Source organism: Pseudomonas sp. L13, assembly GCF_009935965.1.
GTDB classification, from domain to species: Bacteria; Pseudomonadota; Gammaproteobacteria; order Pseudomonadales; family Pseudomonadaceae; genus Aquipseudomonas; species Aquipseudomonas lactis.
This window is the reverse complement of record NZ_QODJ01000063.1, coordinates 1-24480: the sequence shown is the minus strand read 5'-3', so window position 1 is coordinate 24480 and position 24480 is coordinate 1. Positions and strand designations below refer to the sequence as shown.

Genomic DNA, 24480 nt, shown 5'->3' with positions numbered 1-24480 from the left:
AGCATCGGGGGATATTCTGATTGTTGATCGAAGCGTCGATGCGGCCAGTGGAGATGTCGCTATCGCAACGCTTGGCGATACTTGAACTGCAACCGACACGACGAACCGTGCCGGTTTTCTATCACCGCAGGCTCATTTCCTTATAGAAACAATTGTGGCTTTGCCACCCTCTAGGCGAAAGGAAAACGAGACGCGATCTCCGGCTGCCAGCCCTTTCAACTGATCCTCTGTCGCGGAAAAAGCCATAGTCATCGGTGGCCATTGCACTGATGGAACGGCGCCATGGGCAATGGTCACGGTATGCTTCGTAGGATCGATAGCCTTGATCGTTCCGTCGGCGGTGGCTACTGGAGCCTGCTTTGTTTCTTGCTTCATTTCCATACCCTCCATACCCTCCATTTTCATGCCCGGCATGTCCTCTGCTAGGGCAGAAAAAGACAGCGTAAGTATGGTGCTAGCAGCTGCAATCAGGGTCAGTTTCATACGAATTCTCCTTGAGGGAGGTTGGGTTCATCTTGGAGGTGACGGCGACGCATCAGGCGATACGCTGCCGGAATGACAAATAGGGACAGCAAGGGTGCCGTGACCATACCGCCGACCATGGGCGCGGCGATGCGGCTCATGACTTCGCTGCCGGTGCCGCTGCCCAGCAGGATGGGTAACAGACCGGCAATGATCACGGCCACGGTCATGGCCTTGGGTCGAACGCGCTGCACAGCGCCTTCACGGATCGCCGCCACCAGCTCGCGCTCAGTGCGGTCGCCGAGGTCTTCACGCTCGGCCCAGGCGTTTTTCAGGTAGAGCAACATAATCACGCCGAACTCGGCAGAAACCCCGGCCAAGGCGATAAAGCCGACTCCGGTGGCGACCGACAGGTTGAATCCCAATACATAGAGAAACCATGCTCCACCAGTCAGTGCGAATGGCAATGTGGCCATGATCAGCAAGGCCTCATCGAATCGGGCAAAAGTCAGGTAGAGCAACACGAAGATGATCAACAGCGTGGCAGGCACCACCAACTTGAGTCGTGCGTTGGCCCGTTCCAGAAATTCGAACTGCCCTGAGTAACTCAGACTCATACCGGGCTGCAACTTGACCTTCTCATTGACGACCCGGCGTAGGTCGGCGACCACCGATGCAATGTCCCGACCACGCACATCGATGTACACCCAGCCCGAAGGCCGTGCGTTCTCGCTCTTGAGCATCGGCGGCCCTTCGCTGACCTTGATCTTCGCCACCGTACCAAGGGTTATCTGGCTGCCTAGCGGGGTATAGATTGGCAACTGCTCCAAGGCGCCGAGCGAGTCTCGCCACTCACGAGGGTAACGGACGTTTATCGGGAAGCGTGCAAGCCCTTCAATGGTCTCCCCGACGTTTTCACCGCCGATAGCACCCGCCACAATGGACTGCACATCAGCGATATTCAGTCCGTAACGGGCGGCGGCCTTGCGGTCGATATCGATATCGATGTAACGGCCACCGGTCAGTCGCTCGGCCAGAGCCGAGCTGACACCGGGCACATCCTTGGCCACCCGCTCAACCGCCTGAGTTACCGCATCGATCTCAGCCAGGTTTGTGCCGGCAACCTTTACTCCGATGGGGCTTTTGATCCCGGTGGCCAGCATGTCGATACGGTTGCGAATAGGCGGTATCCAGATATTGGTCAGCCCTGGAACTCGTACCACTCGATCCAGTTCCTCCACCAGTTTCTCCTGGGTCATGCCTGGGCGCCATTGCTCGTGTGGCTTGAACTGGATAGTAGTTTCGAACATCTCCAGCGGTGCCGGGTCGGTAGCGGTTTCGGCACGGCCTGCTTTACCGAAGACGTGTTCAACCTCTGGAACGCTCTTGATCAGGCGGTCGGTCTGTTGCAGCAACTGCGCCGCTTTCTGCGCCGACAATCCCGGCAGAGCAGAAGGCATATAGAGCAGGTCGCCCTCATCCAACGGCGGAAGAAATTCTCCACCCAAGCGCGACATTGGCCATAGCGCACTGATGAAAACCAATAGCGCCACCAGCAGCGTGATCTTTGGTCGACGCAAGACCGCGTCCAGTGCTGGTTGATAAATCCGAATCAACCAACGGTTCAACGGGTTCTGTTGTTCACTGGGAATTCGTCCTCGAATCCAGTAGCCCATCAGTACCGGCACCAAGGTTACTGACAATCCCGCCGCTGCGGCCATGGCGTAGGTCTTGGTGAAGGCCAATGGGCCGAACAAACGCCCTTCCTGTGCTTCCAGGGTGAACACCGGAATGAACGACAGGGTGATGATCAACAAACAGAAGAACAGCGCCGGGCCTACCTCTGCCGCCGCTTCGGTCATCACATGCCAATGACGCTCCCCCTTTAGTTCTTCCCCTGGATTAGCCACATGCCACGCTTCAATCTTCTTGTGGGCGTTCTCGATCATTACCACGGCAGCATCCACCATGGCGCCGATGGCGATGGCAATCCCGCCCAAGGACATGATATTGGCGTTGATGCCTTGGTAGCGCATGACGATGAAGGCAATCAACACCCCCACCGGCAGGGAGATGATCGCCACCAGCGACGAGCGTAAGTGCCAGAGGAAGATCCCACAAACCAACGCGACAACGATGAACTCTTCGATGAGCTTGTGGCTGAGATTTTCCACAGCGCGGTCGATCAGCTTGCTGCGGTCGTAGGTGGTGACGATTTCAACCCCAGCCGGCAAACTGCTTTTCAGCTCGTCGAGTTTGGTCTTGACCGCAGCAATGGTCTCGCGAGCATTCTTGCCGCTGCGCAAAATCACCACGCCGCCGACGGTCTCGCCCTCGCCGTCGAGTTCGGTGATGCCACGCCGCATTTCCGGCCCCAGCTGGATCGTGGCGACATCGCCAAGGGTCACCGGCACAGCGCCCGAGCCCAACTTCAGTGGGATCGCCCGAAAGTCATTGAGTGTCTTTAAGTAGCCGGAAGCACGCACGATGAACTCGGTCTCTGCCATCTCCAGCACCGCACCACCGGTTTCCTGATTGGCCTTGCCGATAGCATCGGTCACCTCAGACTGAGTGATGCCGAGGCTGGCCAGTTTGAGCGGATCAAGCTGCACCTGGTATTGCTTAACCATGCCTCCCACGGTGGCCACTTCCGCAACGTTCGGTAGGGTCTTGAGTTCAAACTTGAGGAACCAGTCCTGAAGAGCGCGAAGTTGTGCCAAGTCGTGCCCGCCACTGCGATCCACCAGTGCGTACTGATAGATCCAACCCACCCCCGTCGCATCCGGCCCCAACGCCGGTTTGGCGCTGGCCGGCAAGCGGCTTTGTATCTGACTCAGGTACTCCAACACCCGCGAGCGAGCCCAATACAAGTCAGTGCCGTCTTCGAACAGCACATAGACAAAACTATCGCCAAAGAAGGAATAACCACGCACGGTTTTGGCCCCCGGCACCGAGAGCATGGTGGTGGCCAACGGATAGGTGACCTGGTTCTCGACGATCTGCGGCGCTTGTCCTGCATAAGGGGTGCGGATAATCACCTGTACATCGGAGAGGTCTGGCAACGCATCAACGGGCGTGCTTTGCACCGACCAGATACCCCAAGCGGTGACAAACAGTGTCGCGAGTAGCACCAGGAATCGGTTGGCCACTGACCAACGAATCAGGGCAGCAATCATGGCTGGCCCCCCGATTTATCCAGGCGCTCAACACGCAAGCCATCGTCGGTCTGGCTCAACGCGATTCGAACCTTGTCACCCGCTTTGAGGCCCTGCATCAGCGCCGGACTAGCGAGTGGGAAAGTCATCGTCATGCCAGGCATACCCAGCGTTTTGAAAGGGCCGTGGGCGAGCGTGACTTCTTTGTTGTTGATCTCAACGATCTGCCCATCCGCCTCATGAAAACTGGAGGTTGTTTCACTGGGTGGCGACTCTTCCTCCGTGCGAGCAACAATGCCCTTAAGACTGGCCTCCGAGTCGAGCAGAAACTGGCCAGACGTAACCACCTTCTGGCCTGCTTCCAGACCTTTCACTATCGCCGTTTTGCCATCGCTTTCCTGCCCGAGGTGCACCTCCACGGGACGGTAGCGGCCAGCGTCTTCGGCGAGCATTACAAGGGCCCGTCGGCCAGTGCGAATCACCGCCTCACTCGGCACCCACAATACACTTTGCTCGGTCGAACGATTCAGGCGTACCTGCGCCGTCAAACCCGGCCTGAGGCGCCCGTCCGGATTGGGTAACTCGACACGTACCCGAAGTGTGCGGCTGTCCGGATTGGTCTCGGGCAAAATCGCGCTGACCTTGCCATTGAGCATTGTCCCAGGGAAAGCTGGCAGACGCGCTTCGACTGGCTGCCCCACGGTGATAGCTGCGGAGTCCGATTCTGGAACAGCCACGGCTAGCCAGACACTGCTCAAGCCATTGACGCGCGCCAGAGTGTCGCCAGTCGCCACGGTCATACCCGCACGTACATTCAGTTCTTGCAGCACGCCGCTGATGGGACTGGTGAGGGTCAGGTTCGGCTGGACTATGCCACTGCGCTCTACCTGGGTGATCAGCGCAGCCGGCATCCCTGTGAGCCGCAGTCGCTGTCGGGCCGCAGCCAAAAGGTCAACATCACCGTTGTGCTTAAGGGCAAGGAACTCTGTCTGAGCAGCCGCCCACTCCGGCACCAGGATATCCGCCAACGCCGCGTTGGCTTTGAGTACATCGCCGGGAGCATGGGCATAGACCCGCTCCACAAAGCCAGTGGTGCGGGCCTGAATCACAGCGACATCACGCTCGTTGAATCCCAATACTCCTGTGACGTCGAGACTGGAGTTAAAGATTCCACGGGTGACTGTCGCAAAACGCAGACCGAGATTTTGAGTCAGACTCGGATCGATACTAACGGTCGCACGATCTCCTGCGCCACCGGCGTACTGAGGTACCAGTTGCATGTCCATAAAAGGGGATTTACCCGGCTTATCGAACTTTTGCTGCGGGTACATGGGATCGTACCAATACAGAGCCTTGCGTTCCTCTGGGGAGTTGGGACTCTGCTCCGGGCTGGCACTAGGTACTCCGCTCATGCGTTGTTGCGCGAACCAGTAACCACCGGCAATACCCAATGCCAGCGAGACGCCTACCAGCAATGTCCCGTTCCATTTTTTAAGGATCATTGGCTGGACTCCCCATACGCAAAATACAGGCGCGCACTGGTCAGTGCTCGCTGCTCTTCCACGTCGATCTGTTTAAGACGGACTTCAATGAGTTCACGTCGGGCGGCAACCACCGCGTTTAAATCACCCTTGCCTGCACGGTAACTGGCCATGCTGAGTTCGACCTTTTCCCTGGCCAGCGGCAACAGGCTGTCCTGATTTCTGCGCACCTCACGATTTAGACGCTCATAGTCGGCCAGTTCATTTTCCAGTTGCTGGGTATGCTCGCGTGACAGAGCTTCGCGCTCGGCATCCAGCTGGTTGAGTTCAGCCTGCTTGGCCGCAATCTTGGGATTTTGGCGAGAGCCTGGAAATAGCGGTAGATCCCAGGAAAGTTGAACGCTGACCATGTCGCCGAACTGACGGTCACGATGCTGATAATCAAGCTCCCAACTCCAGTCCGACTGCTTTTCCGCTTCGGCTTCATGAACTTTGGCTTGCGCTTCGCGGGTCATCGGCGCGAACGCTGCCAACTCGGGGTGGTGTTGCAGCTTATGAGAGTAACTTGAGGTGTCGACGGGCCATTCAGGCAAGCTGCCCACAGGCTTGTCGTTGGCGGCGGAGCCAATCCAGCGTTTGAGGGCCGCACGAGCCTGCGCTCTCTGCAGAATCAGATCGTCCTGCTGCTCCGCCAGTTGAGCTGCCTCCTGCTTGGGTGTCACCGCATCGGCGGGTTGAGCCCGGCCACCGGCAATTTGGGCCCGGACGGTATCGCTCAGAAGGCGGTTTTCTTTGTAGAAGTCTTGGAACAGCACATCTTTGCGCTCAACCGAGTAGCTGCTGATCCAGGCCAACGCCGTGGACTGGCGCACCTTCAGACGTTCGACTCGACGTTCCGCAGTGGCACGATCAATAGCTGCATCGGCGACTTCGATACGCGCTTTGCGCTTGTCGCTATTGGGCATCTCCTGCCTGACCCCGACCATCTGCATGGTCATGAAGTCCTGGTCAATACTCCAACGATCCGGGCCGCCGATGGGGTAGTTCTGCACGCCCACCAAGAGCTTGGGATCAGGTAATTCACCAGCAGGGATGGCTGCACTGCTGGCAGCCTGAATTTTGGCGTCTTGTGCGGTCAGCGACGGCGCATTGTTTTCTGCCAGCCGCAACGCTTCATCGAGCGTCAATGCGGCAGCGAAACTCGGCAACGCCAGCACGCTTGCCGCTAGGCCAGCCACGAGAGACCAGCCTGTGCAATAGCACTTGGAGTTCATGTTTACAATTCCTGTAATCATCCACTGCACGCGTCAAAAGACATGCGCGCAGCTAGTCCATCCCGCTAATGCGGAATGAGGCTCAATGTGGGACAGGAATCAAACGCGAGGCGGTCGCCATACCCCGGATGGGGTTTGTACGGGCAGGGAATCGCTGAAGAAGGAAACCACTACGGGGCTGAATACGGTTACAGGAGGCTTGAGGATCGAAACTTGCAGCATGCCGCCCGTCTTGCATTCCTGGCCCGGCTTGCAGGATTTGCCATGCTCCGTCGGGCTTTTCATGTCGTTACAGCAGTCCATTCCCATGTCGTCCATCATCGCCATGCCCATCGTCTTCATTGGGCAAGGTTCTGTTGGCGCCTGAACACCCGCCATCCCGCTAAGGGGAAGCGCGAGGCTAATCACGAAAATGAGGCAAAACCGCAGGTAGCGTTTCATAGTGATGGAGTGTAGCCGCCCGAAACGGCGCTAACAATGAATTGAGCACATACCTCAAGCTTCCGAAAGACAGCTTTCCGAAAAGCGCCGAACACGCGTGATATAACGGTTTTAGTATTAAGCCAACATTACCTTGCCAGCCAGCTGCCTGACGTCGCGCAGCCAATGTTCGGGATAACAAGAACCCTTAGGAGGCTCTTTTTGTACTTGATCTGGGCTTCTCAGAGTTTGCTCTCCAAGGCTTCGCCCGATTTCGGTCTTGCTACTCGCTTAGCGAGATTTCGGCTGGCGGATTTCTGCTAGTGGTCAACATGGGTTTAAAACAGCTAACGTTCGATTTTCAATTCAGGGATGACCTCACGTGGCTTTGAAGATCCGTACAGCGGCAGTAGCAGATGCAGAAGCCATCCAGCGCATTTATGCCCCCATAGTTTCGAACACCGCGATCTCATTCGAAGAGACCCCGCCAAGCGTTGAGGAGATTGCTCAGCGGATAGCGACGACACTTCAGACATATCCCTACCTTGTGGCTGAAGAAGGTGGTGAGATCAAGGGATATGCATACGCAAGCCAGCATCGTGCACGTGCAGCCTACCGATGGGCTGTTGACGTGACGGTGTACATAGCTGAATCAGCTCGCCGCCAGGGTGTTGGCCGCAAACTCTACGAGACTCTGCTTCCAATTCTTGAGAAACAGCGGTTTCGCGCCGCTTACGCTGGAGTCGCGCAGCCCAATGAAGGGAGTGTGGGTCTGCACGAGTCGCTAGGATTCGTACATATTGGGATGTATCCAGAGGTGGGCTTCAAGCTTGGAAAGTGGCACGACGTCGGTTACTGGAGGCTGGGGCTGTGCCAGGCAACCCCTCCGTTCGAACCTATTCTTTTCCCCAAGCTTGAAGTCGAATCACAGTAATGCCCTCGATGTACGTTTAGGCCACCAGACTGTGGCATTGAGATAGCCTTGCAGTTGCTTGACCACACTCGGGCAGTCACGACCCACAGCGTTCATCCTGTGGAAGTGGCTAACCTTGCGCTTTTTTTCAGCCCTTTCAATCGCACGTTCGCTCTTTGCACAGCGGCCATTTTTTCAGGCCGCTTCATGCGTTTCCACTTTCTAATCTCTTCCTTGCTGCGCCCGCAACTCACACAGAGATCACCACTCAGTTGGCAAGTCGAGATACAGGGATTTTCGATTTCTTTAGCCATTGTCAGTCCCGCACGCTTCGGTGAGGGTAGTAATTAATCGATGCTCGATACGCGCAAGCTCACGTTTCCCTAGTGACATTGGGAGTTCCTATGAGGTCGGGGTTAGAGAGTCGGTGAATCAAACCAATCGAAACTCGACCGTAAGGTGGCTGACTTCGTGGATAGGCCTGAGTCGTTCACGAATGCTTTCAGCGTTCACAGTGGATTCGCCGAGGACGCTGACAATAGCCGCATGCGCTTCTGGCCCGACCCGCCAGACATGCAGATCTGTAATGGTTGCATCACCCGGCTTCTCAACTAGCTCTCGAATTTCCTCTGCAACGTGCTCATCAGTTTGATCCAGCAGCACAGCAGAGGTGACGCCCATCAAACTCCATGCCCAGCGCGCAATAACGATGGCACCCACAATGCCCATTACCGGATCCAGCCACACCCACCCCAGATATCGGCCTGCGAGCAGTGCTGCAATTGCCAGGACGGAGGTCAGAGCGTCCGCTATCACATGGACATAAGCTGATTTCAAGTTGTTATCGCCATGCCCATGATGATCATCGTGCCCATGACTTTGACTGTGACCGTGGCCAAGCAGAAGCGCGCTCACAATGTTTACGATCAAACCCACTATCGCAATGAGCGTAGCGGTTCCGAATTGAACCTCCGTCGGCTGCAAAAGGCGCATGACCGACTCTACGGCGATTACCAAGGACACCATGCCGAGAATGAGCGCCGATGCAAATCCACCCAGGTCTCCAACCTTGCCCGTACCGAAGCTATAACGACTGCTGGAGGCGTGGCGTTTTGCGTAACTGTAGGCAACTGCAGCGATGCCCAAAGCGCCTGCATGGGTTGCCATGTGAAAGCCGTCGGCAAGTAAAGCCATCGAGCCAGTGATATAGCCGGCGACGATTTCGCCGACCATCATCACCACCGTTAGCGCCACAACCCAGAGCGTCCGTTTGGCATTTTCTTCGTGTGCTGACCCAAGAAACACGTGGTCATGTACGTGGTTAATCTCGATGTTATGGCTGCCGCTCATGAATATGTACCTGGATTCTTCACTTCGAATAGCGGCGAATGGCTTCAAGCAGCTCTTCGACACCCTTGTTGCGCTCTTCATCGCTGAGCGACGGGCTAGCGACATGCTCTCTAGCGTGATCCTCAATAATTTCGTCCATCAATCCGTTAATAGCTCCGCGTGTGGCAGCTACGAGATGCAGTGTTTTCGCGCAATCGAGATCTGATTCCAGCGCTCGTTCAACTGCTTGGATTTGCCCCGCGATGCGTTTCACGCGCTTAAGAAGATCGTCTTTGTTTGAAGCAATATGGCCCATGGAATAGCCCCCTCACCTTTGCATATTTGCATCATAGGTATACCCCCTAGGCATCGATGAGGTGTTCGTCCGTCAGCGATGCATCGCCCAATCCCAGCTCTTCGTACGGAGTGCCTTTGATACGCAAAAGAGCCCGCACCCCGATACCCATATCCCCGATGAGCCTGACAAGTGTGGTGCGATCAGGCGGGGGCTTCAGGTACTCGATAACCGTCGGTTCTTCCCCGCTATTACGGATCAGCGCCAAGGTATTGCGAGAAGTGCCGCATTCGGGGTTGTGGTAGATCGTAATCTGGCTCATATCGCATCCTCGTGCTGACATTAGATGGAGCGCTGGTTGACGCGCTTGGAAAGCTCTTCGGCGGACTCTTTACGCTCGGAGTACCGATCAACCAAATAATCCTGGCGATCCCGCAACAGCAGGGTGAACTTCATCAACTCCTCCATCACGTCCACCAGTCGGTCGTAATACGAGGACGGTTTCATACGACCTGCCTCGTCAAACTCGGTGAATGCCTTTGCCACAGAAGATTGGTTTGGGATGGTGAACATCCGCATCCATCGGCCCAGTACCCGCAACTGATTGACCACGTTGAAAGATTGCGAGCCACCGCAGACCTGCATCACTGCAAGGGTCTTCCCTTGCGTAGGTCGTACAGCACCTATCGCCAGCGGAACCCAGTCAATCTGGGCTTTGAATACTGCGCTCATGGAGCCATGACGCTCAGGGGAGCACCACACCTGTCCCTCAGACCATTGCATCAGCTCGCGCAGCTCAGCGACCTTGGGATGTGTATCGGGAGCGTCATCCGGAAGCGGCAGACCCGATGGGTCAAAGATTTTGGTTTCGGCGCCAAACTCCTCCAGCAAGCGGGCTGCTTCCTGAGTCACCATACGGCTGAATGAGCGCTCTCGCGTTGATCCATACAGCAGAAGAATGCGAGGTTTATGGAGCGAAGGCGTGCGAGGCGACAGTTGCTCCAGCGACGGAATGTCGATCAGGTCGGCGTGTACGTTCGGCAATGTGTCTTGCATATAAACTCCTACGACGGCGCCTGGTTGGGTGCCGCCTCGGTTGATCTTTAAAGCGAACCGATGCGGCTCAGTTCAGCTTTCAACTGTTCAGCGCTGATGGTCTTCAGTTGCAGCCCAAGAAATGCACTCACGCGCTCGTGAATTTTGGCGAGTGTGGTTTCAAAAGCTGCGGTGATCTCAGCTTCCGAACCGCTAGCGTCAGACGGGTCGGCCAGACCCCAATGCGCCTTCAAAGCTGGCCCAAAGAAGATTGGGCATGCCTCACCCGCTGCCCGGTCACAGACAGTGATCACGATGTCTGGAGATGAGCCTTCAAAAGCATCCGAAGCCTTGCTGCTCAAGCCCGCCGTGGAGATACCCGCCGCCTCCAGCGTTTGCAATGCCCGTTGATTCACCCGGCCACTGGGAAAGCTTCCTGAGCTGACGGCTTCTACACCCTCGGGCGCCAAGTGGTTGAAAAGCGCCTCGGACAGAATGCTGCGGCAGCTGTTGTGGGTGCACATGAACAAGACTTTCATCAGACGATTCCTTGATTCAAAAACTGAGGCGCAGTGCCAGGGCGGACAATGTGGCGACGAGGATGGGCACGGTCAGCACGATCCCGGTCTTGAAGTAGTAACCCCAGCTGATCGTTATATTTTTCCGGGCGAGCACGTGCAGCCACAACAGAGTTGCCAAGCTCCCAATTGGGGTGATCTTCGGGCCCAGGTCGCAGCCGATGATGTTGGCGTAAACCATCGCTTGCTGGACAACACCATCGACTTCGGCGGCATGAATGGATAAGGCGCCTACCAGAACGGTGGGCATGTTGTTCATGATCGAAGACAGTAACGCTGTTAGCAGCCCTGTACCCAGGGACGCGCCCCAAACGCCATAACCGGCGAACACGTTCAGGATCTGCGCGATGTGGTCGGTCAGGCCGGCGTTCTTCAGGCCATAAACAACCAGGTACATACCCAAAGAAAAGATCACTACCTGCCATGGCGCCTCTTTGAGCACCTTGCGTGTGTTGATGGCGTGACCACGAGCCGCGATGACGTAAAGAATGAATGCACAGACCGCTGCAATGGCGCTGATTGGCACCCCCAATGGCTCAATGACAAAGAAGCCGATCAGCAGTAGTGCCAGCACCCACCAACCGGCTACAAAAGTGGCCCGGTCGTGGATTGCCTCGTCCGGATTGTCCAGTTGGTTGAGGTCATAAGTCTTTGGTAAATCTTTGCGGAAAAACCACAGCAGCATGGCTAACGTAGCCGCCACGCTGACGATGTTTACCGGCACCATGATCGAAGCATATTCGTTGAAGCCGATATCGAAGTAGTCGGCAGAAACGATGTTGACCAGGTTGGAAACCACCAGCGGTAAGCTCGCCGTATCGGCGATAAAACCGGCTGCCATAACGAATGCCAACGTAGCAGCAGGAGAAAAACGCAGCGCCAGCAACATCGCAATCACAATGGGTGTGAGGATCAATGCTGCTCCGTCATTAGCAAACAGGGCAGACACCGCTGCGCCCAGCAGGACGATAAATGCGAACAGCTTGCGGGTGCTCCCGCCTCCCCATCGGGCCACATGCAGCGCAGCCCACTTGAAAAAACCTGCCTCATCAAGCAGCAGACTAATGATAATGACCCCGATGAACGTTCCGGTAGCGTTCCAGACTATGCGCCATACCTCCGGTATGTCTGCGAGGGTAACGACGCCTGCCAGCAACGCCACGATGGCACCGAACATCGCACTCCAGCCAACCCCAAGCCCCTTGGGCTGCCAGATGACAAGGACGATGGTGGCGATAAAGATCAATACGGCAATCAGCATTTCATTAATCCGGTTGGGCGTGAATCAGCTACACACGGCTTGGTTGATCGGACGGTCGTTCATGCCGCAGAGGCGCTTAGCCTCGGTTTCCAGCCATTGCTGATTGGCGTCTACCACTTCCTTCAAAACTGCAGTCACCCACGCGGGTAAATCAGGATTCAGGCGGTAATACACCCACTGGCCTTGGCGACGATCCAAAAGCAAACCGGCAGAGCGCAACAGGGCCAGATGACGAGAAATCTTAGGCTGACTCAGGTCGAGTGCTGCCGTTAGCTCGCATACACACAGCTCACCTTCACTCACGACAAGCAGCGAAATTTTCGCTCGGGTGTCATCCGCCAGGCACTTGAATAAGGTGGTGGGGTTCATGGGTTCTGTCATAGATCCTCCAAGTGTTTGGTCTTGACCAAAACGAAGAGCTTGAGGCGCTCGTGGATGTCGTGGAGCGTATGGCGAAATGCGCCAGGATCATCGCTAGTTACTGGGTCAGCAAAATCCCAGGCAATGACTTCACCTGCACTGGGCATTGGTAGGCACTCGCTTGCGGGTTTATCACAAAGAGTGATTACGTAATCGAATCGATCAGCTTGAAACTCGCTGAGGGACTTGCTGCGCAGGCCCGCTGCATCGACTCCAACTGCCTCCAATGCCTGAGTGGTGCGCGGCTCAACCTCAGACGGTTCAGATCCTGCGCTGAAGGCCTCGAAGCGCGGGTCGGTGTGCCGCAGCAAAGCCTCTGCAAGCAGGGAGCGGGCTGAGTTGGCAACGCACACGAAAAGCACTTTGATAGCAGGGCTCATGGTGGAACTCGATGCATATGGAAAATCGAATATACGCTTTAGCGAATATTCGGTAAAGCGAATATGATGTCTGCTGTTTCGGCATGTGCCCTAACGTTCCATGCGTGTCGGCATAACGGAGATGAGAGGATGGAGGGGGATATGATGATCCAGGCCACGGAAACAGCCGGAGGGCAGTCGCAGCGATTTCGCGATGCGCTGAAATTTGCTGACCTTCCAGCAGACGATATTGATCTTCCAGGCCGAACCTTTTTTGAGTTCACACTGGATAGCAAGACGGTCGCATGGGGAGGATTCGAAACGCATGGTACGGACGGGTTGTTGCGTTCTCTGGTCGTAGTGTCGACATTCAGATCGAAGGGGTCGGTGTGGCGGTGCTTCGGGTCATTGAAGCGAAAGCCGCCGAGCAGGGAATCGCTCGATTTCATTTGCTGACAACAACTGCCTCAGGCTTTTTTAAGCAGCAGGGCTATGCAGTAAATCAACGAGGCTCTGCGCCACCTCTTATTTCTAATGGAAAATCCCTCTGAAAACCTTGAAATGCAAGGCTTTTAACAAAGTAAACGAATCCTAGCTGGCTACTATGCCAGTAAGCTGAGCCAGTCCAGGGGTCTTGACCCACTGGATTGAAAAAGCCCGATAGATCCCGACTGCATAGGGTTTATCGGGCTTTTTGCTTATCGCCTTAGAGAAACGCGTACGCAATTCCCTGCTTCGGCGCGCCACCTCTGCGTCCCCACAACTCCACGCGCCCGTCGATGACCGCCATCGAATGGCGATCGTAGGCCACGACACCGAGCTTGCCGCTCGCCAGCTCACTGCTTGAAGACTGCCTGTATAGCCCTTTCAATCCCAGGCGATCCAATGCTTCGTGGGGCATTTCGCCGTTGTTCAAACTTTGCATCGCATAGGCGAAGCTTCTTTTTGACTGACTAGGGTTGTCGTCCAGGCCATTCCCTTCCATCTGTGCCCGCTTGGCGCTCGCTGCGAACATGAAGTTGGCATCCGTCATCATGCCCGGATTGTCACCCTTGAACTGCGCATACCTGGCCGCTTGCTTTAATTCATCCTTGGATAGATTAAGTTCGAAGCCGTCGCGCATCTTCACGTGATAACCGTCTGCCGTCTCTTTTACCTCCTTGAAAACGTCGGTGGGTTTCTGGCCAAACTTCATCATTGCGCCCTTTATCGCTGACACCGTGACGCAGTTGCCATCGGGCCCCTGGCTGAATCCACTCCAGATGTTGTCCGGCTTTTTCCCTGGGTTACTGTGATCAGGCTTGTAGTTGAAGTGCTTGGAACCTTCGGTAATCGGCAGATTACTCATGGGCTCGCTGGGCCCGAAATTACCGGGGCTTGGCCTGCCCCCACCACCGCCACCACCGCCACCACCTGGCGACGGGCGAGGAGAAGGCGGCGAAGGTGTGGGTGATGTATCGTCGATTTCCGGAAACCATTCCTTCATCAGACGGCGCAGCATCTCCAGCCAGGAGACGTCCGCCTTCGCCATCAACTCCTGCATGATCTCCTTGAATTTCTCATCACCCAGCTCTTCGCGCTTCTCGTTCAATTTGTCACGAAGGTCCTGGACGGTTTGGCTCTTGGATGTTTTCTCGGCATCCCTCAACTGATTGAGCAGATGCCTCACCGATTCAGCATCAGAGGACTTGCCTCCCCCGGGTTCATCCGACTGACTTTTGCGTCCGTATACACCGGCGCTGAAATCACTCGGGACAAACCAATGGCTGCCTGCTGGTACCCCTTCCCACTGCTTGTACATCGCCATACCTCTCTCCCGCTGATCGATGGGCGACAGGCGCCCGTGCCCCGTCCGTGGCGTAGTGGACGCTAGGCGTTCCTGCAGTAAGGCGAGGTGAAACAAGCGGTAAACTAGTAACGCGCGCGCACAAAAAAGCCCCTCGATCGAGGGGCCATTTTGTGTGCGGGTATTAGCGCGGTGGCATCAAGTCATCTGAATGATGGTCTGCATGATGGTGCTTTGGGTGGAGATGGTCTTGGCGTTCGCCTGATAGTTGCTCTGGGCCTTGATCAGGTCCACCAACTCGTTGGTCAGGTTGACGTTGGAGTTTTCCAGGGAGTTGGCCACGATCGAACCCAGGGTGCCGGCCTGAGGGGTGTCATAACCCGGCTGGCCCGAGGCGAAGGTCTCTTTCCAGGTGGTCGCACCGGCTGGCTGCAGGCCCTGCTCGTTGTTGAAGCTGGCCAAGGAGATCTGGCCGATGGCCTTGCTCTGCTGGTTACTGAAGGTGGCGAACAGGACGCCACTGCCGTCGATTTTCAGGCCGGTGATCTGGCCGGTGGCATAGCCATCGGTGACCGGCGGGTTACGGTAGGTAGCCGAGTTGTACTGGGTAATGTTGGCCATGTTGATGGCGATACCGCCCGGGTTGGCATCCGCACCGTTAGCCTTCCATACGCCGTCAGTCACCTTGCCGGGAACCCAACCGGTAACGGTCAGGGTCTTGTCGGACACACCATTGGTGACGACGGTAGTCAGATTGCCAGCGCCATCAAAGGTCAATGTCGACGGCACAGGTGGCGTCGAAGGGGTGCCGGTCGGGGCCGAACCATCAGGGTTGCGACCGTCAATCAGGGTATAGGCATTCCACTTGTTGCCGTCGGTTTTCACCAGGTACTGCACCATCGGGTGCGCGTTACCTTGGGAGTCGTACAAGGTGGTGCTGTACTGGGTAGTGAAGGTGTCGGTCTTGGTTGGATCAAACGGCTTGGCCGCTTGGTCGATCACCGGCTCCGAGGAGTTCAGGTTGCTGGTGGAGTCGACCTTGGTGGACGCCTTGGGCGGCAGGTTCGCCAGGTTCAGTTGCAGGTCGACCAAGCCACCCTTGCTGATCTTGCCATTATCGTCCGCGGCATACCCTTGCAGGCGGGAAGTGCCGGTGTTGTTGGTGATGTAGCCGTCCTTGTCCGCACGGAAGGCGCCGCTACGGGTGTACTCCAGCGAACCGTCGCTGCCCTTCTGTACGAAGAAGCCACCGCCCTGGATCGCCATGTCGAGGATGCCGCCGCTGCCGTTGACGTCGCCCTGGGTGAACTGCTGGGACACCGCCGCCAGGTTCACACCGTTGCCGATGCTGTTCTGGCCAGTGCCGAGCTTGGAAGCCGCGTAGATATCGGCGAATTCCGCACGGGATGACTTGAAGCCAGTGGTCGCGACGTTGGCGATGTTGTTGCCGGTCACGTCCAGTTGTTTGTTGGCCGCATAGAGGCCGCTAAGGCCGATATTAAAAGACATGTTTCTCTCCCTCTGCCGTATTTAGCCGGCTCTATGTACCGATAGTCTGAATTTGCGACAGCTTGACGCTGCCCATGCCGCCTGCAAGGTTGAGCAGCATTTCGCCGCCGGTCTTGCTCAGGGTCACGCTGGTGACCGTGGCGGGCAGCGAAGTGGTCAAGGCCACTGCGTCGCCTTTGTCGTTCTTGGTGGTGGCGTTAAAGGTGTAGGTGCCAGCTGGGGCGACCTCGCCCTTGTCGTTCTTGCCGTCCCAGATAAAGCTCTGGGTACCGGCACTCTGGGCGCCCATGTCAACAGTGCGCACCACATTGCCGTCTTTGTCGGTGATCTTGACGGAGACATTGCCCACCGCCGAGGTTACTGCCACCGAACCGGTCATGCTCTTGCTGGTATCCACCATGGCCTTGTCGGTCTGGATGATGATCGAGCGCCCCACCAGCGACGAAGCCTGCAGCGCCTGCGACGAGCTGAAGTTGCTGGAGATGTTGTTCACCGAGTCATTCAGGGTGTTGATGCCTTCCAGGCTGCTGAACTGTGCGAGCTGCGCCACGAACGCGCCGTTGTCCTGGGGCGACAGCGGGTTCTGGTTTTTCAGTTGGGTGACGAGCAGTTGCAGGAACGCATCCTTGCCCAGCGACTGGTTGCCCGTCGCCGTCTTGGAAGCGTCGCTGACGCTGCTGTTGTTCGTCGCGGTCTTGACCTTGGAGTTGAAAAGGTCCTGAACCGCCGTGTTGTTAGACGTATCAACGATGGCCATTATTTGGCGCCCCTTATCACTGACCCAGGGTCAGGACCTTCTGCATCATGGTTTTGGCGGTGTTCATCATTTCCGCGTTGGTCTGGAACGAGCGACTGGCGGAGATCATGTCAGCCATTTCCTCGACCACGTTGACGTTGGGGTAGTAGACGTAACCCTTTTCGTTCGCGGCCGGGTGGTTGGGCTCGTAACGGGCCTCCAGGTTGCTCTGGTCTTCGACCACACCCAGCACCTGCACGCCGGAGCCGGCTGCGTCCTGGTTCTGGAACAACGAATCGCCGCCGCCCGCCTGGCCAGCCTGGAACATGGTGGCGAATACCGGGTGACGGGCGCGATACGTCTGGTCGATGCTTGAGGAGACGGTCTCGGCGTTGGCGATGTTACTGGCGACGGTGTTCAAACGCGTGGTCTGCGCGCTCATGCCACTGCCGGCAATATTGAAAACACTGGACAGGGACATGGCTACTCTCCACGCAGGGCTGACATCAGCCCTTTGAATTTGCTGTTGAGCAGGGTGAAGCTGGCCTGAAAGTTCACCGAGTTTTCGGCGTAGTTCGATTGCTCCAGCTGGGCGTCGACGGTATTTTGGTCGATCGACGGCTGCATCGGCGTGCGATACAGCAGCGACTCGTCACCATTTCCCAGGCCTTGCGCTTCGATATGACGGCTGTTGGTCATGTTCAAGGCGAAGGTGCCGTTCTTGGTCTTGTCCTGTTGTGCGGCGAGTACGGCGGAGAAGTCCAGGTCCCGAGCCTTGTAGTTCGGGGTGTCGGCGTTGGCAATGTTGTTGGCCAGGACTTCGGCACGCTGGGCGCGGAAGCCCAGGGCTTGTTCGTGGATACCGAGCGCTTTATCGAAGCTGATGCTCATGGCGGAGACCTTTAGGCTGACCTGCTGTTCGTTAGCAGGGTTATAGCAAGGTGCATGCCAATCTTGCGGGAGCCCGTATATCAAGGGTTTCGAGGGGAGTTGCCGGCGACTCTGCCAGAAAAGCGGCAAGCGATTTCCGCGTAGTGCCAGTAAAGCGGCAATGGGGCTTGCCGCTTTACTCGAGCTTGCCAAGAAAACACATGTGGGAGCTGGCTTGCCTGCGATGGCGGAGTACCTGCCGACCTATTCATCGACTGACACACCGCCATCGCGGGCAAGCCCGGCTCCCACAGTTTTATTGCCTACACCCAGGCTTACTTGGCCTGGTAGATGATCCCCGGGCTGCATTGCACCATCTGGAAGTGATCCGGCAGCCCATTGAGCGCCTCGGAAGCACCGAGGAACAGATACCCTCCGCGCTTGAGGGTGCCGTGGATGCGCAACAGGATGTCTTTCTTCACTTCAGCCGAGAAATAGATCAGCACGTTGCGGCAGAACACCATGTCGAACTTGCCCAGGCTGGCGTAGCTGTCGAGCAGGTTGAACGAGCGAAATTCGACGCGGTTCTTGATCGGCGCCTTGATCGCCCAACGCCCTGCTCCTTTGGGGTCGAAGTAGCGTTGCAGGCGTTCCTGGGACAACCCTCGGCCCAGCGCCAGACTGTCGTACTCACCGGTCTTGCAGTTGGTGAGCATGGTGCCGGACAAATCCGTGGCCACAATTTGCGCGCCGGCTTTCAACTGGCCCATGTTGGTCCGCTCGAACTCATCGATGGACATCGAGATCGAGTACGGCTCCTGCCCCGAGGAACAGGCCGCCGACCAGATACGCAGGCGCTGGCCCGGGCTGGCCTTGATGGCTTCCGGCAACACTTTGTTCTTGAGCACTTCAAAGGGATAGGTATCGCGAAACCATAAAGTTTCGTTGGTGGTCATGGCATCGACCACCATTTCCTTGAGCCCACTGCGCGGCTGACCCTGGATCCGCTGGACCAACTCACCCAGGGATTTGATGCCCTGCTGTTCCATCAGCTTGTTGAGGCGGCTGGATACCAGGTACTGCTTGTTTTCACCGAGCAATATGCCACAGGCTTTTTCCAGGAAGACCCGGAACTGTTCGAAATCCAAATTACCCGTAGACAATGATGCCGCCTCTTAAATCGTGTGACCGCCGGGGGACATCCCCTAGCCGTGATCTGCTGCCTTGATCCGGTCGACTACCCGGGATGCGAGGTCATCAGGACGGAATTTGGCCAGGAAGTCATCCGCACCGACCTTCTTGACCATTGCCTGATTGAATACCCCCGACAACGAAGTATGCAGGATGATATGCAATTTTTGCATGCGTGGATCGTTACGTATCTCGGCCGTGAGCGTGTAGCCATCCATTTCCGGCATCTCGATGTCAGAGATCATCATCAAGAATTCCTCTTCAGGCTTCTTGCCTTCGTCCGCCAGCTTGCGCAGGTAATCCAGGGCCTGTCGGCCGTCATTGAGGGCTACCACCTCCACCCCGACGGTTTGCAGGCAACGTGTGACCTGCTTGCGCGCCACGGAAGAGTCGTCCACGGTCAACACGCGCAGCGAAACCGCCTTGTGTGCCGTTTCGGCATCCACCACGCCAACGGAGATGGTTTCCGAGGTAGGGGCCACTTCGGCGAGGATCTTCTCCACGTCGATGATTTCCACCAACTGGTTGTCGACCCGCGTCACCGCCGTCAGGTAGTGATCGCGCCCCGTGCCCTTGGGCGGCGGATGGATCTCTTCCCAATTCATATTGACGATGCGCTCCACCGAGCGCACCAGGAAACCCTGGGTCTTGGTGTTGTATTCGGTGATGATCACGAAAGGGTTCTGGCGGTCTTGCAAACCCGCGGCCCCCGTGGCCATTGCCAGGTCAAGAATCGGAATGGTCGCGCCACGAATGTTGGCCACGCCACACACTACCGGACTGGACTTGGGCATGATCGTCAATTTTGGACATTGCAGCACTTCACGCACTTTAAATACGTTGATGCCATACAACTGATTGCCATCCAGGCGGAAAAGCAACAACTCCAGGCGATTCTGCCCTACCAGCTGTGTGCGCTGGTTTACTGAATCCATTACACCTGCCATGCCCAGACTCCTAAATCCTAGGGGTACGACGCGTACCCAACACTAAACGGCACGAGCTTTGCTATTTACTGAGTATGGATATTAAAACGACAGTTTCCCGACACCCTGGCCGCTCACGCTACCGCAGACTGCTCTGCGCCGTGATGGCGTTGCTCGTCTCGGGCCTGGGCGTCACGGCCCGCGCCGACAACGTTACCCTGCCTGATCTACTTATCGGCGTCACCCAAGGCTTTCTTGAGTTCACTGTAGAAGATTATCTGGCGACCACCCAGACGCCGGGGCGTTATGAAATTCAGGTCAACCCGTTGGACCCACGCTTGCGCATGCCACTGTGCGACAAGGAATTGACAGCCACCCTGGAAAGCCCCGCCCAGCCCATCGGCCGTGTGACCGTAAAGGTACGCTGTGAGGGCGCCTCGCCCTGGACGGTTTTCGTACCGGCTCAGGTCAAGCTGTTTCGCGATGTAGTGGTGGTGGCGCGGCCGTTGAAGCGCACCGGCATCATCGGCTACGACGACGTGGCGTTGCGCGAGCGGGACATCAGCCTGATCAACCAGGGCTACCTGACGTCGCTGGACCAGGCCGTCGGGCAGAAACTCACGCGACCGGTGGTCACCGACCAGGTCCTCACGCTGGTTCATCTGGAACAGGCCGAGGTGATTCGCAAGGGTGACCAGGTGGTGATTTCCGCCAGCAGTGGCGGCCTGAACGTCAGGATGCCGGGCGAGGCGTTGTCCAACGGAGGCATGAGCGAACAGATCCGTGTCAAGAACCTCAACTCCAATCGCGTGATCAAGGCGCGAGTCACCGCGCCAGGCCAGGTCGAGGTGGCGTTATAGATGACTGGAATCAAATGCCAGCTTTTCCTACACTGTGTGCTGGATATTGAGCCGAACAGGTTTATTGTCAATCGAGCCTAAAGTTTGCCCGGGTATGGCCGAAAACATGGCAAGCGTCCAAATACCCAGAGGTTTTTCAACATGGTCATTGATTTCAGTCGTTTAAATAACGCCCCGGCCTTGCCCGGCAATACGCGCACCGGCAACGCCAAGGACAGCGTAGAAGCCAAGCCGCAGCCCTTGCCTGCCAAAGCAGAGCAGGCCGCCGCCAGCCAGAGTGGGGAATCGGTACACCTGAGCAATGAGGCTCAACAGTTGCAGAAGGTCACTGACTCGCTGCGCGATCAACCCGTCGTCAATAAAGCCCGCGTGGCCGAGTTGAAACAGGCGATCGCCGATGGCAGCTATAAAGTCGACAGCAACCGTGTAGCCAGCAAGCTGCTCAACTTCGAAGCCGAGCGCTAGGCAAAGGCCTGCGCAGGGCTTTTGGACGCTTAAAACCCAAGGCCAGCCATGCACCACGACGAACATTTGCTCCAACTGATCATTGATGATCTGGCGCCGACGCAACAATTGCTCGAGCTGCTTAAGGAAGAATCCCTGGCCTTGTACGGCCGGGATATGCGCTTGCTGGAAGAAATCCTGGCGCGCAAACAATCGCTGATTGTCTTGCTTGAACAGCATGGCAAGAAGCGCAGTGAGATTCTGATCAGCCTAGGCCTGCCTGCCGACCACGATGGCCTGGCACAACTGGCCAGCCACTCCTCAGTCGGCGATCAACTGCTGGCACAGAGCAAAGAACTCAATCATTTGCTCGCCCAGTGCCAGGAAGCCAACCTGCTCAACGGTCAGTCGATCCAGCTTCAGCAAGCCACCACCGCCAATCAGCTGCGCATACTGCACGGCGGAGAGCCTCCGGCCCTGTATAACGCCCAAGGCTCCACCTCACGCCTGGTCAAGCCAAGCACCCGCAGCCAAGCCTGACGCCGGTTTACAGCGTGACCTATCCAAGGCGCGCTACATACTGGCAAAATGCCGGTTCTTGCGTGTAGTCGTATTTTGCCTGGAGATGGAAGAACCGTGTTCAACGCCCTTAATGCGGAAGATGCACCGCAGCCACCCAAGGTGCTCACCACGCCTCTGGAAATCGCCAGCACGTTGCGGATGCTGCAAGAAAGCCATGACCCGCTGATCATCACTTTCCATGAACGCAGCCAGCGCTTCCAGAGCTACCTAGTGGACATCGACCGGGACAGCAAGATGCTAGTACTGGACGAAATGATTCCCCGTGACGGTGAACGCTATCTTGAGAATGGCGAAGCTTTCCGTATCGAAGGTTTCCATGAGGGTGTGCGGGTTGCCTGGGAAAGCAACGGCACCTTGACCATCAGCGAAAAAGGCGGCCACCGTATCTACAGCGGCAGCCTGCCCGGCGAAGTGGTTTACCATCAGCGACGCAATGCCTTCCGCGCCGCTCTCAAGCTCGCGCAATTGGTGGACATTCAGTTGGGTGGCGAGAAGCTCAAGGCGCCTATCAGCGGTAAGCTGCTGGATATCTCGGCAACCGGCTGCAAACTGCGCTTTGAAGGCGATATCTCCGAGCGGCTGCAGTTGGGCCAGGTCTATGACCGCTTTATCGCTGCCCTGCCCTTCGGCAGCATGACCACCTCTGTGGAACTGCGCTACCTGCACTTCGAAGACAAGATCAACACCACCTTTGCCGGCGTGCGCTTTCACAACATGAGTGGTTTGGTGCAGCGCCAAGTGGAGCGCTTTGTCTACCAATTACAACGTGAAGCTCGGCGCTTCGATAAAGACGACGATCTTTAAGCGTTAGACGCTGAGATAAAAAAACGGGCAGATCCTGATGGGATCTGCCCGTTTTTTCGTTCAGGGGCGTGCCCTGCTTAAGTCATGGGGATGCTCGTCCGGGTCTGGCGGCTCGTGCAGATCTTCGCTCGTCGGCTCCTCGGTTTCAGAGGCAGGCTCTGGATCAGGCACAGTCACTTGCATCTGCTCCTGTACCACCTGCTCATCTACCCGCGGGTCAAGGGCAGCCACCAAGGGCGAACTGGACATGCTGTCGGGCATTGCCACGTGATGCAGCGGTGCGTCGTCGACCTGATGCAGGTTGGTCACAGCCTTGGGTCGAATGCGCCACACCAGGATCAACGCACACAAGCTGAAAAACGCATAGAGCATCTGGCTGCCGAATAGCTTCATCACCACACCGGCCAACAGCGGCCCCACGCTGGCGCCGATCCCGTAGGTCACCAGCAACATGGCCGTCAGTGATACCCGACGATCGCCTTCCACATGGTCGTTGGAAAAGGCCACAGCCAAAGGGTAAAGGCAGAACTGCACCAGCGAACAGAAGAAGCCTGCCACGAACAACACTTCCAGCGGAACCTGCGTCATGATTGCCAACGGCAAGGCCGTCACCGCCAGGCACAAGGCAAAGCAGCGAATCAGCAGCGCACGATCATAGCGGTCCGACAACCAGCCCAGCGGCCACTGCACGACCAATCCAGCAAAAATGCAGCTACCCATGAACAGGCCGACTTGCTCAGTCGTCAGGCCCTGCTGAGAGGCGTAGAGCGGTGCCAAGCCGTAAAACGAACCGACGATCAACCCAGCGCCCAACACGGTGCTGAGCGACTGCGGCACGCGCTTGATAAAGAAGCGCGGCTCCATCGGGGCCGGGTGCAGTGGGGCCGGGTGAATGCGCCGGGTCATCGCCACTGGGACCAGGCACAGCGCAAAGCACAGCGCCACGAGCATCAGCAGCTCAAGCCCAAGATGGGGATGCATGACCAAGATCAGTTGGCCCAGCACCAAGCCAAGGTAGGACGCAATCATGTAGCCGCTGAACACTACGCCACGCTGCTTGGCATCCGCCTGCTCATTGAGCCAACTCTCGATAACCATGTACTGGCACATCATCCCCAGGCCCACGATCATCCGCAGCACAATCCAGGCTGGCAGCCAATCAACCAAACCGTGACCCAGCACTGCTGCGCCGACGATCCCCGCGCAGGTGGCATAGGCACGAATATGCCCGACCCGCGCAATCAGGCGGTGCCCGAGCTTGCCGCCCAGCACCAAGCCAAAATAGTTGGCAGCCATCAGCGCACCGACCCACAAGCTGTCGACATTGTCTGCTGCCAGACGCAAAGCCAGATAAGTACTAAGCAGGCCGGAGCCGATCAGCATCATCAAGGAGGCGAAATAAAGGGCTCGAAAAGATTTCCAGATCTGGCGCATCGGCGTTCCGAGCGGCTCCTTGCAGTGAGGGGTAGGGCTATCAGCATGATAGTCCGGGGCGGTTGAGTCCGGACAGGCGGCAGGGCCTGTTTACGGGGATTATTTTGTTTCACAGCTCAGACGCCACATGGGTGTCTGTGAGGTACATAACCGTGGAGATAAATACACGGCGCACCACCTGTGAACCTTGATCACACGCAAGGTTCGACTCGTATTAGGGTATCTGCACAAAAGACTTCGATAGGACACTGTACAAGCTTCGCAGGTGTCCGACTTTCAAGCGCCCAAAACAAAACCCCAACTGCTTTCGCAATTGGGGTTTCGGAATTTAATCTTGACGATGACCTACTCTCACA

General features: G+C 56.9%; 27 protein-coding genes and 1 pseudogene. 6 read left to right on the top strand and 22 right to left on the bottom strand.

Annotated elements, in window-relative coordinates; genetic code table 11:
• Positions 1–132: 132 nt before the first annotated feature.
• The 5 genes from DK871_RS24035 to DK871_RS24015 all read right to left on the bottom strand — a co-directional run bounded on the left by DK871_RS24035 (position 133) and on the right by DK871_RS24015 (position 6813).
• Positions 133–483: a copper-binding protein gene (locus DK871_RS24035; RefSeq protein ID WP_161906879.1), complete on the bottom strand. Its 351-nt coding sequence runs from the start codon at positions 481–483 to the stop codon at positions 133–135.
• Positions 480–3638, bottom strand: a complete 3159-nt coding sequence (locus DK871_RS24030) for an efflux RND transporter permease subunit (protein WP_161906878.1) — start codon at positions 3636–3638, stop codon at positions 480–482. Before DK871_RS24030 ends, DK871_RS24035 begins: the two co-directional genes overlap by 4 nt.
• The gene (locus tag DK871_RS24025) at positions 3635–5119 is read right to left on the bottom strand and encodes an efflux RND transporter periplasmic adaptor subunit (RefSeq protein WP_161906877.1); all 1485 of its coding nucleotides are present in this window, start codon (positions 5117–5119) and stop codon (positions 3635–3637) included. Before DK871_RS24025 ends, DK871_RS24030 begins: the two co-directional genes overlap by 4 nt.
• Complete coding sequence (locus DK871_RS24020) at positions 5116–6372, bottom strand: TolC family protein (protein ID WP_161906876.1); 1257 nt, start codon at positions 6370–6372, stop codon at positions 5116–5118. Before DK871_RS24020 ends, DK871_RS24025 begins: the two co-directional genes overlap by 4 nt.
• Positions 6373–6471: 99 nt before the next feature.
• The gene (locus tag DK871_RS24015) at positions 6472–6813 is read right to left on the bottom strand and encodes a hypothetical protein (protein WP_161906875.1); all 342 of its coding nucleotides are present in this window, start codon (positions 6811–6813) and stop codon (positions 6472–6474) included.
• A gap of 361 nt (positions 6814–7174) precedes the next feature.
• Here DK871_RS24015 and DK871_RS24010 point away from each other — a divergent pair, with 361 nt between their 5' ends.
• The gene (locus DK871_RS24010; protein WP_161906874.1) at positions 7175–7726 is read left to right on the top strand and encodes an arsinothricin resistance N-acetyltransferase ArsN1 family B; all 552 of its coding nucleotides are present in this window, start codon (positions 7175–7177) and stop codon (positions 7724–7726) included.
• A gap of 92 nt (positions 7727–7818) precedes the next feature.
• On the opposite strand, the gene DK871_RS24005 is transcribed toward DK871_RS24010, so the two are convergent.
• The 9 genes and pseudogenes from DK871_RS24005 to DK871_RS23965 form a co-directional block, all read right to left on the bottom strand.
• A complete protein-coding gene (locus DK871_RS24005; RefSeq protein WP_161906873.1) occupies positions 7819–8019 on the bottom strand; it encodes a DUF1289 domain-containing protein in 201 nt (66 codons plus the stop codon).
• Between the two features lie 118 nt (positions 8020–8137).
• Positions 8138–9055: a CDF family Co(II)/Ni(II) efflux transporter DmeF gene (gene dmeF, locus DK871_RS24000; protein WP_161906872.1), complete on the bottom strand. Its 918-nt coding sequence runs from the start codon at positions 9053–9055 to the stop codon at positions 8138–8140.
• 19 nt (positions 9056–9074) lie between these two features.
• On the bottom strand, positions 9075–9350 hold the full coding sequence (locus DK871_RS23995; protein WP_120124544.1) for a metal/formaldehyde-sensitive transcriptional repressor: 276 nt from the start codon (positions 9348–9350) through the stop codon (positions 9075–9077).
• A 49-nt stretch (positions 9351–9399) separates the two neighbouring features.
• A pseudogene (locus DK871_RS23990) lies at positions 9400–9651 on the bottom strand (ArsC/Spx/MgsR family protein); the annotation flags it as partial.
• A gap of 20 nt (positions 9652–9671) precedes the next feature.
• On the bottom strand, positions 9672–10385 hold the full coding sequence (arsH, locus tag DK871_RS23985) for an arsenical resistance protein ArsH (protein WP_161906871.1): 714 nt from the start codon (positions 10383–10385) through the stop codon (positions 9672–9674).
• A 47-nt stretch (positions 10386–10432) separates the two neighbouring features.
• The gene (locus tag DK871_RS23980) at positions 10433–10903 is read right to left on the bottom strand and encodes an arsenate reductase ArsC (protein WP_161906870.1); all 471 of its coding nucleotides are present in this window, start codon (positions 10901–10903) and stop codon (positions 10433–10435) included.
• Positions 10904–10919: 16 nt separating this feature from the next.
• Positions 10920–12203, bottom strand: coding sequence for an arsenic transporter (locus tag DK871_RS23975; protein ID WP_161906869.1), 1284 nt, complete (start codon positions 12201–12203; stop codon positions 10920–10922).
• A 24-nt stretch (positions 12204–12227) separates the two neighbouring features.
• Positions 12228–12584 carry a metalloregulator ArsR/SmtB family transcription factor gene (locus DK871_RS23970; protein WP_060708143.1) on the bottom strand — a complete coding sequence of 119 codons (357 nt, stop codon included), beginning with the start codon at positions 12582–12584 and terminating at the stop codon, positions 12228–12230.
• Complete coding sequence (locus DK871_RS23965) at positions 12581–13003, bottom strand: arsenate reductase ArsC (RefSeq protein ID WP_161906868.1); 423 nt, start codon at positions 13001–13003, stop codon at positions 12581–12583. The genes DK871_RS23970 and DK871_RS23965 overlap by 4 nt, the downstream gene beginning before the upstream one ends.
• Before the next feature lie 141 nt (positions 13004–13144).
• Between DK871_RS23965 and DK871_RS23960 the strand changes: the two genes are divergently transcribed.
• Positions 13145–13438 (top strand): hypothetical protein, encoded by a 294-nt coding sequence (locus DK871_RS23960; protein ID WP_256677520.1) that lies wholly within the window; start codon positions 13145–13147, stop codon positions 13436–13438.
• A 250-nt stretch (positions 13439–13688) separates the two neighbouring features.
• Here the strand turns inward: DK871_RS23960 and DK871_RS23955 are convergent, their stop codons facing one another.
• The 7 genes from DK871_RS23955 to DK871_RS23925 form a co-directional block, all read right to left on the bottom strand.
• Positions 13689–14789, bottom strand: coding sequence for a hypothetical protein (locus DK871_RS23955; RefSeq protein ID WP_178116082.1), 1101 nt, complete (start codon positions 14787–14789; stop codon positions 13689–13691).
• A 177-nt stretch (positions 14790–14966) separates the two neighbouring features.
• A complete protein-coding gene (flgE, locus tag DK871_RS23950) occupies positions 14967–16277 on the bottom strand; it encodes a flagellar hook protein FlgE (RefSeq protein WP_161906867.1) in 1311 nt (436 codons plus the stop codon).
• Positions 16278–16308: 31 nt separating this feature from the next.
• A complete protein-coding gene (gene flgD / locus DK871_RS23945; RefSeq protein WP_003193570.1) occupies positions 16309–17034 on the bottom strand; it encodes a flagellar hook assembly protein FlgD in 726 nt (241 codons plus the stop codon).
• 16 nt (positions 17035–17050) lie between these two features.
• Positions 17051–17494 (bottom strand): flagellar basal body rod protein FlgC, encoded by a 444-nt coding sequence (gene flgC / locus DK871_RS23940; RefSeq protein WP_161906866.1) that lies wholly within the window; start codon positions 17492–17494, stop codon positions 17051–17053.
• Positions 17495–17496: 2 nt separating this feature from the next.
• Positions 17497–17904 (bottom strand): flagellar basal body rod protein FlgB, encoded by a 408-nt coding sequence (flgB, locus tag DK871_RS23935; RefSeq protein WP_034120825.1) that lies wholly within the window; start codon positions 17902–17904, stop codon positions 17497–17499.
• 314 nt (positions 17905–18218) lie between these two features.
• A complete protein-coding gene (gene cheR / locus DK871_RS23930) occupies positions 18219–19046 on the bottom strand; it encodes a protein-glutamate O-methyltransferase CheR (RefSeq protein WP_014719581.1) in 828 nt (275 codons plus the stop codon).
• A gap of 42 nt (positions 19047–19088) precedes the next feature.
• Positions 19089–20021 (bottom strand): chemotaxis protein CheV, encoded by a 933-nt coding sequence (locus tag DK871_RS23925; protein ID WP_003193578.1) that lies wholly within the window; start codon positions 20019–20021, stop codon positions 19089–19091.
• Positions 20022–20095: 74 nt separating this feature from the next.
• Between DK871_RS23925 and flgA the strand changes: the two genes are divergently transcribed.
• The 4 genes from flgA to DK871_RS23905 all read left to right on the top strand — a co-directional run bounded on the left by flgA (position 20096) and on the right by DK871_RS23905 (position 22690).
• Complete coding sequence (flgA, locus tag DK871_RS23920; protein ID WP_161906865.1) at positions 20096–20860, top strand: flagellar basal body P-ring formation chaperone FlgA; 765 nt, start codon at positions 20096–20098, stop codon at positions 20858–20860.
• A 141-nt stretch (positions 20861–21001) separates the two neighbouring features.
• Positions 21002–21325, top strand: a complete 324-nt coding sequence (flgM, locus tag DK871_RS23915; RefSeq protein WP_161906864.1) for a flagellar biosynthesis anti-sigma factor FlgM — start codon at positions 21002–21004, stop codon at positions 21323–21325.
• A 48-nt stretch (positions 21326–21373) separates the two neighbouring features.
• A complete protein-coding gene (locus tag DK871_RS23910) occupies positions 21374–21844 on the top strand; it encodes a flagellar protein FlgN (RefSeq protein ID WP_003193583.1) in 471 nt (156 codons plus the stop codon).
• A gap of 96 nt (positions 21845–21940) precedes the next feature.
• Positions 21941–22690 carry a flagellar brake protein gene (locus DK871_RS23905; protein ID WP_161906863.1) on the top strand — a complete coding sequence of 250 codons (750 nt, stop codon included), beginning with the start codon at positions 21941–21943 and terminating at the stop codon, positions 22688–22690.
• Positions 22691–22750: 60 nt separating this feature from the next.
• Here the strand turns inward: DK871_RS23905 and DK871_RS23900 are convergent, their stop codons facing one another.
• Positions 22751–24124 carry an MFS transporter gene (locus tag DK871_RS23900; RefSeq protein ID WP_161906862.1) on the bottom strand — a complete coding sequence of 458 codons (1374 nt, stop codon included), beginning with the start codon at positions 24122–24124 and terminating at the stop codon, positions 22751–22753.
• Between the last annotated feature and the right edge of the window lie 356 nt (positions 24125–24480).

Excerpts from the sequence above, each read along its gene's own strand:
- DK871_RS24015 (WP_161906875.1), bottom strand. The coding sequence starts at position 6,813 with ATGAAACGCTACCTGCGGTTTTGCCTCATTTTCGTGATTAGCCTCGCG.
- DK871_RS23925 (WP_003193578.1), bottom strand. The coding sequence starts at position 20,021 with ATGGCAGGTGTAATGGATTCAGTAAACCAGCGCACACAGCTGGTAGGG.
- DK871_RS24035 (WP_161906879.1), bottom strand. The coding sequence starts at position 483 with ATGAAACTGACCCTGATTGCAGCTGCTAGCACCATACTTACGCTGTCT.
- DK871_RS23910 (WP_003193583.1), top strand. The coding sequence starts at position 21,374 with ATGCACCACGACGAACATTTGCTCCAACTGATCATTGATGATCTGGCG.
- DK871_RS23900 (WP_161906862.1), bottom strand. The coding sequence starts at position 24,124 with ATGCGCCAGATCTGGAAATCTTTTCGAGCCCTTTATTTCGCCTCCTTG.
- DK871_RS23975 (WP_161906869.1), bottom strand. The coding sequence starts at position 12,203 with ATGCTGATTGCCGTATTGATCTTTATCGCCACCATCGTCCTTGTCATC.
- DK871_RS24005 (WP_161906873.1), bottom strand. The coding sequence starts at position 8,019 with ATGGCTAAAGAAATCGAAAATCCCTGTATCTCGACTTGCCAACTGAGT.
- flgA (WP_161906865.1), top strand. The coding sequence starts at position 20,096 with ATGGATATTAAAACGACAGTTTCCCGACACCCTGGCCGCTCACGCTAC.
- DK871_RS23995 (WP_120124544.1), bottom strand. The coding sequence starts at position 9,350 with ATGGGCCATATTGCTTCAAACAAAGACGATCTTCTTAAGCGCGTGAAA.
- DK871_RS23955 (WP_178116082.1), bottom strand. The coding sequence starts at position 14,789 with ATGGCGATGTACAAGCAGTGGGAAGGGGTACCAGCAGGCAGCCATTGG.
- dmeF (WP_161906872.1), bottom strand. The coding sequence starts at position 9,055 with ATGAGCGGCAGCCATAACATCGAGATTAACCACGTACATGACCACGTG.
- DK871_RS23970 (WP_060708143.1), bottom strand. The coding sequence starts at position 12,584 with ATGACAGAACCCATGAACCCCACCACCTTATTCAAGTGCCTGGCGGAT.
- DK871_RS24020 (WP_161906876.1), bottom strand. The coding sequence starts at position 6,372 with ATGAACTCCAAGTGCTATTGCACAGGCTGGTCTCTCGTGGCTGGCCTA.
- DK871_RS24030 (WP_161906878.1), bottom strand. The coding sequence starts at position 3,638 with ATGATTGCTGCCCTGATTCGTTGGTCAGTGGCCAACCGATTCCTGGTG.
- flgE (WP_161906867.1), bottom strand. The coding sequence starts at position 16,277 with ATGTCTTTTAATATCGGCCTTAGCGGCCTCTATGCGGCCAACAAACAA.
- arsH (WP_161906871.1), bottom strand. The coding sequence starts at position 10,385 with ATGCAAGACACATTGCCGAACGTACACGCCGACCTGATCGACATTCCG.
- DK871_RS23965 (WP_161906868.1), bottom strand. The coding sequence starts at position 13,003 with ATGAGCCCTGCTATCAAAGTGCTTTTCGTGTGCGTTGCCAACTCAGCC.
- flgB (WP_034120825.1), bottom strand. The coding sequence starts at position 17,904 with ATGAGCATCAGCTTCGATAAAGCGCTCGGTATCCACGAACAAGCCCTG.
- flgM (WP_161906864.1), top strand. The coding sequence starts at position 21,002 with ATGGTCATTGATTTCAGTCGTTTAAATAACGCCCCGGCCTTGCCCGGC.
- DK871_RS23960 (WP_256677520.1), top strand. The coding sequence starts at position 13,145 with ATGATGATCCAGGCCACGGAAACAGCCGGAGGGCAGTCGCAGCGATTT.
- flgC (WP_161906866.1), bottom strand. The coding sequence starts at position 17,494 with ATGTCCCTGTCCAGTGTTTTCAATATTGCCGGCAGTGGCATGAGCGCG.
- DK871_RS24025 (WP_161906877.1), bottom strand. The coding sequence starts at position 5,119 with ATGATCCTTAAAAAATGGAACGGGACATTGCTGGTAGGCGTCTCGCTG.
- flgD (WP_003193570.1), bottom strand. The coding sequence starts at position 17,034 with ATGGCCATCGTTGATACGTCTAACAACACGGCGGTTCAGGACCTTTTC.
- DK871_RS23980 (WP_161906870.1), bottom strand. The coding sequence starts at position 10,903 with ATGAAAGTCTTGTTCATGTGCACCCACAACAGCTGCCGCAGCATTCTG.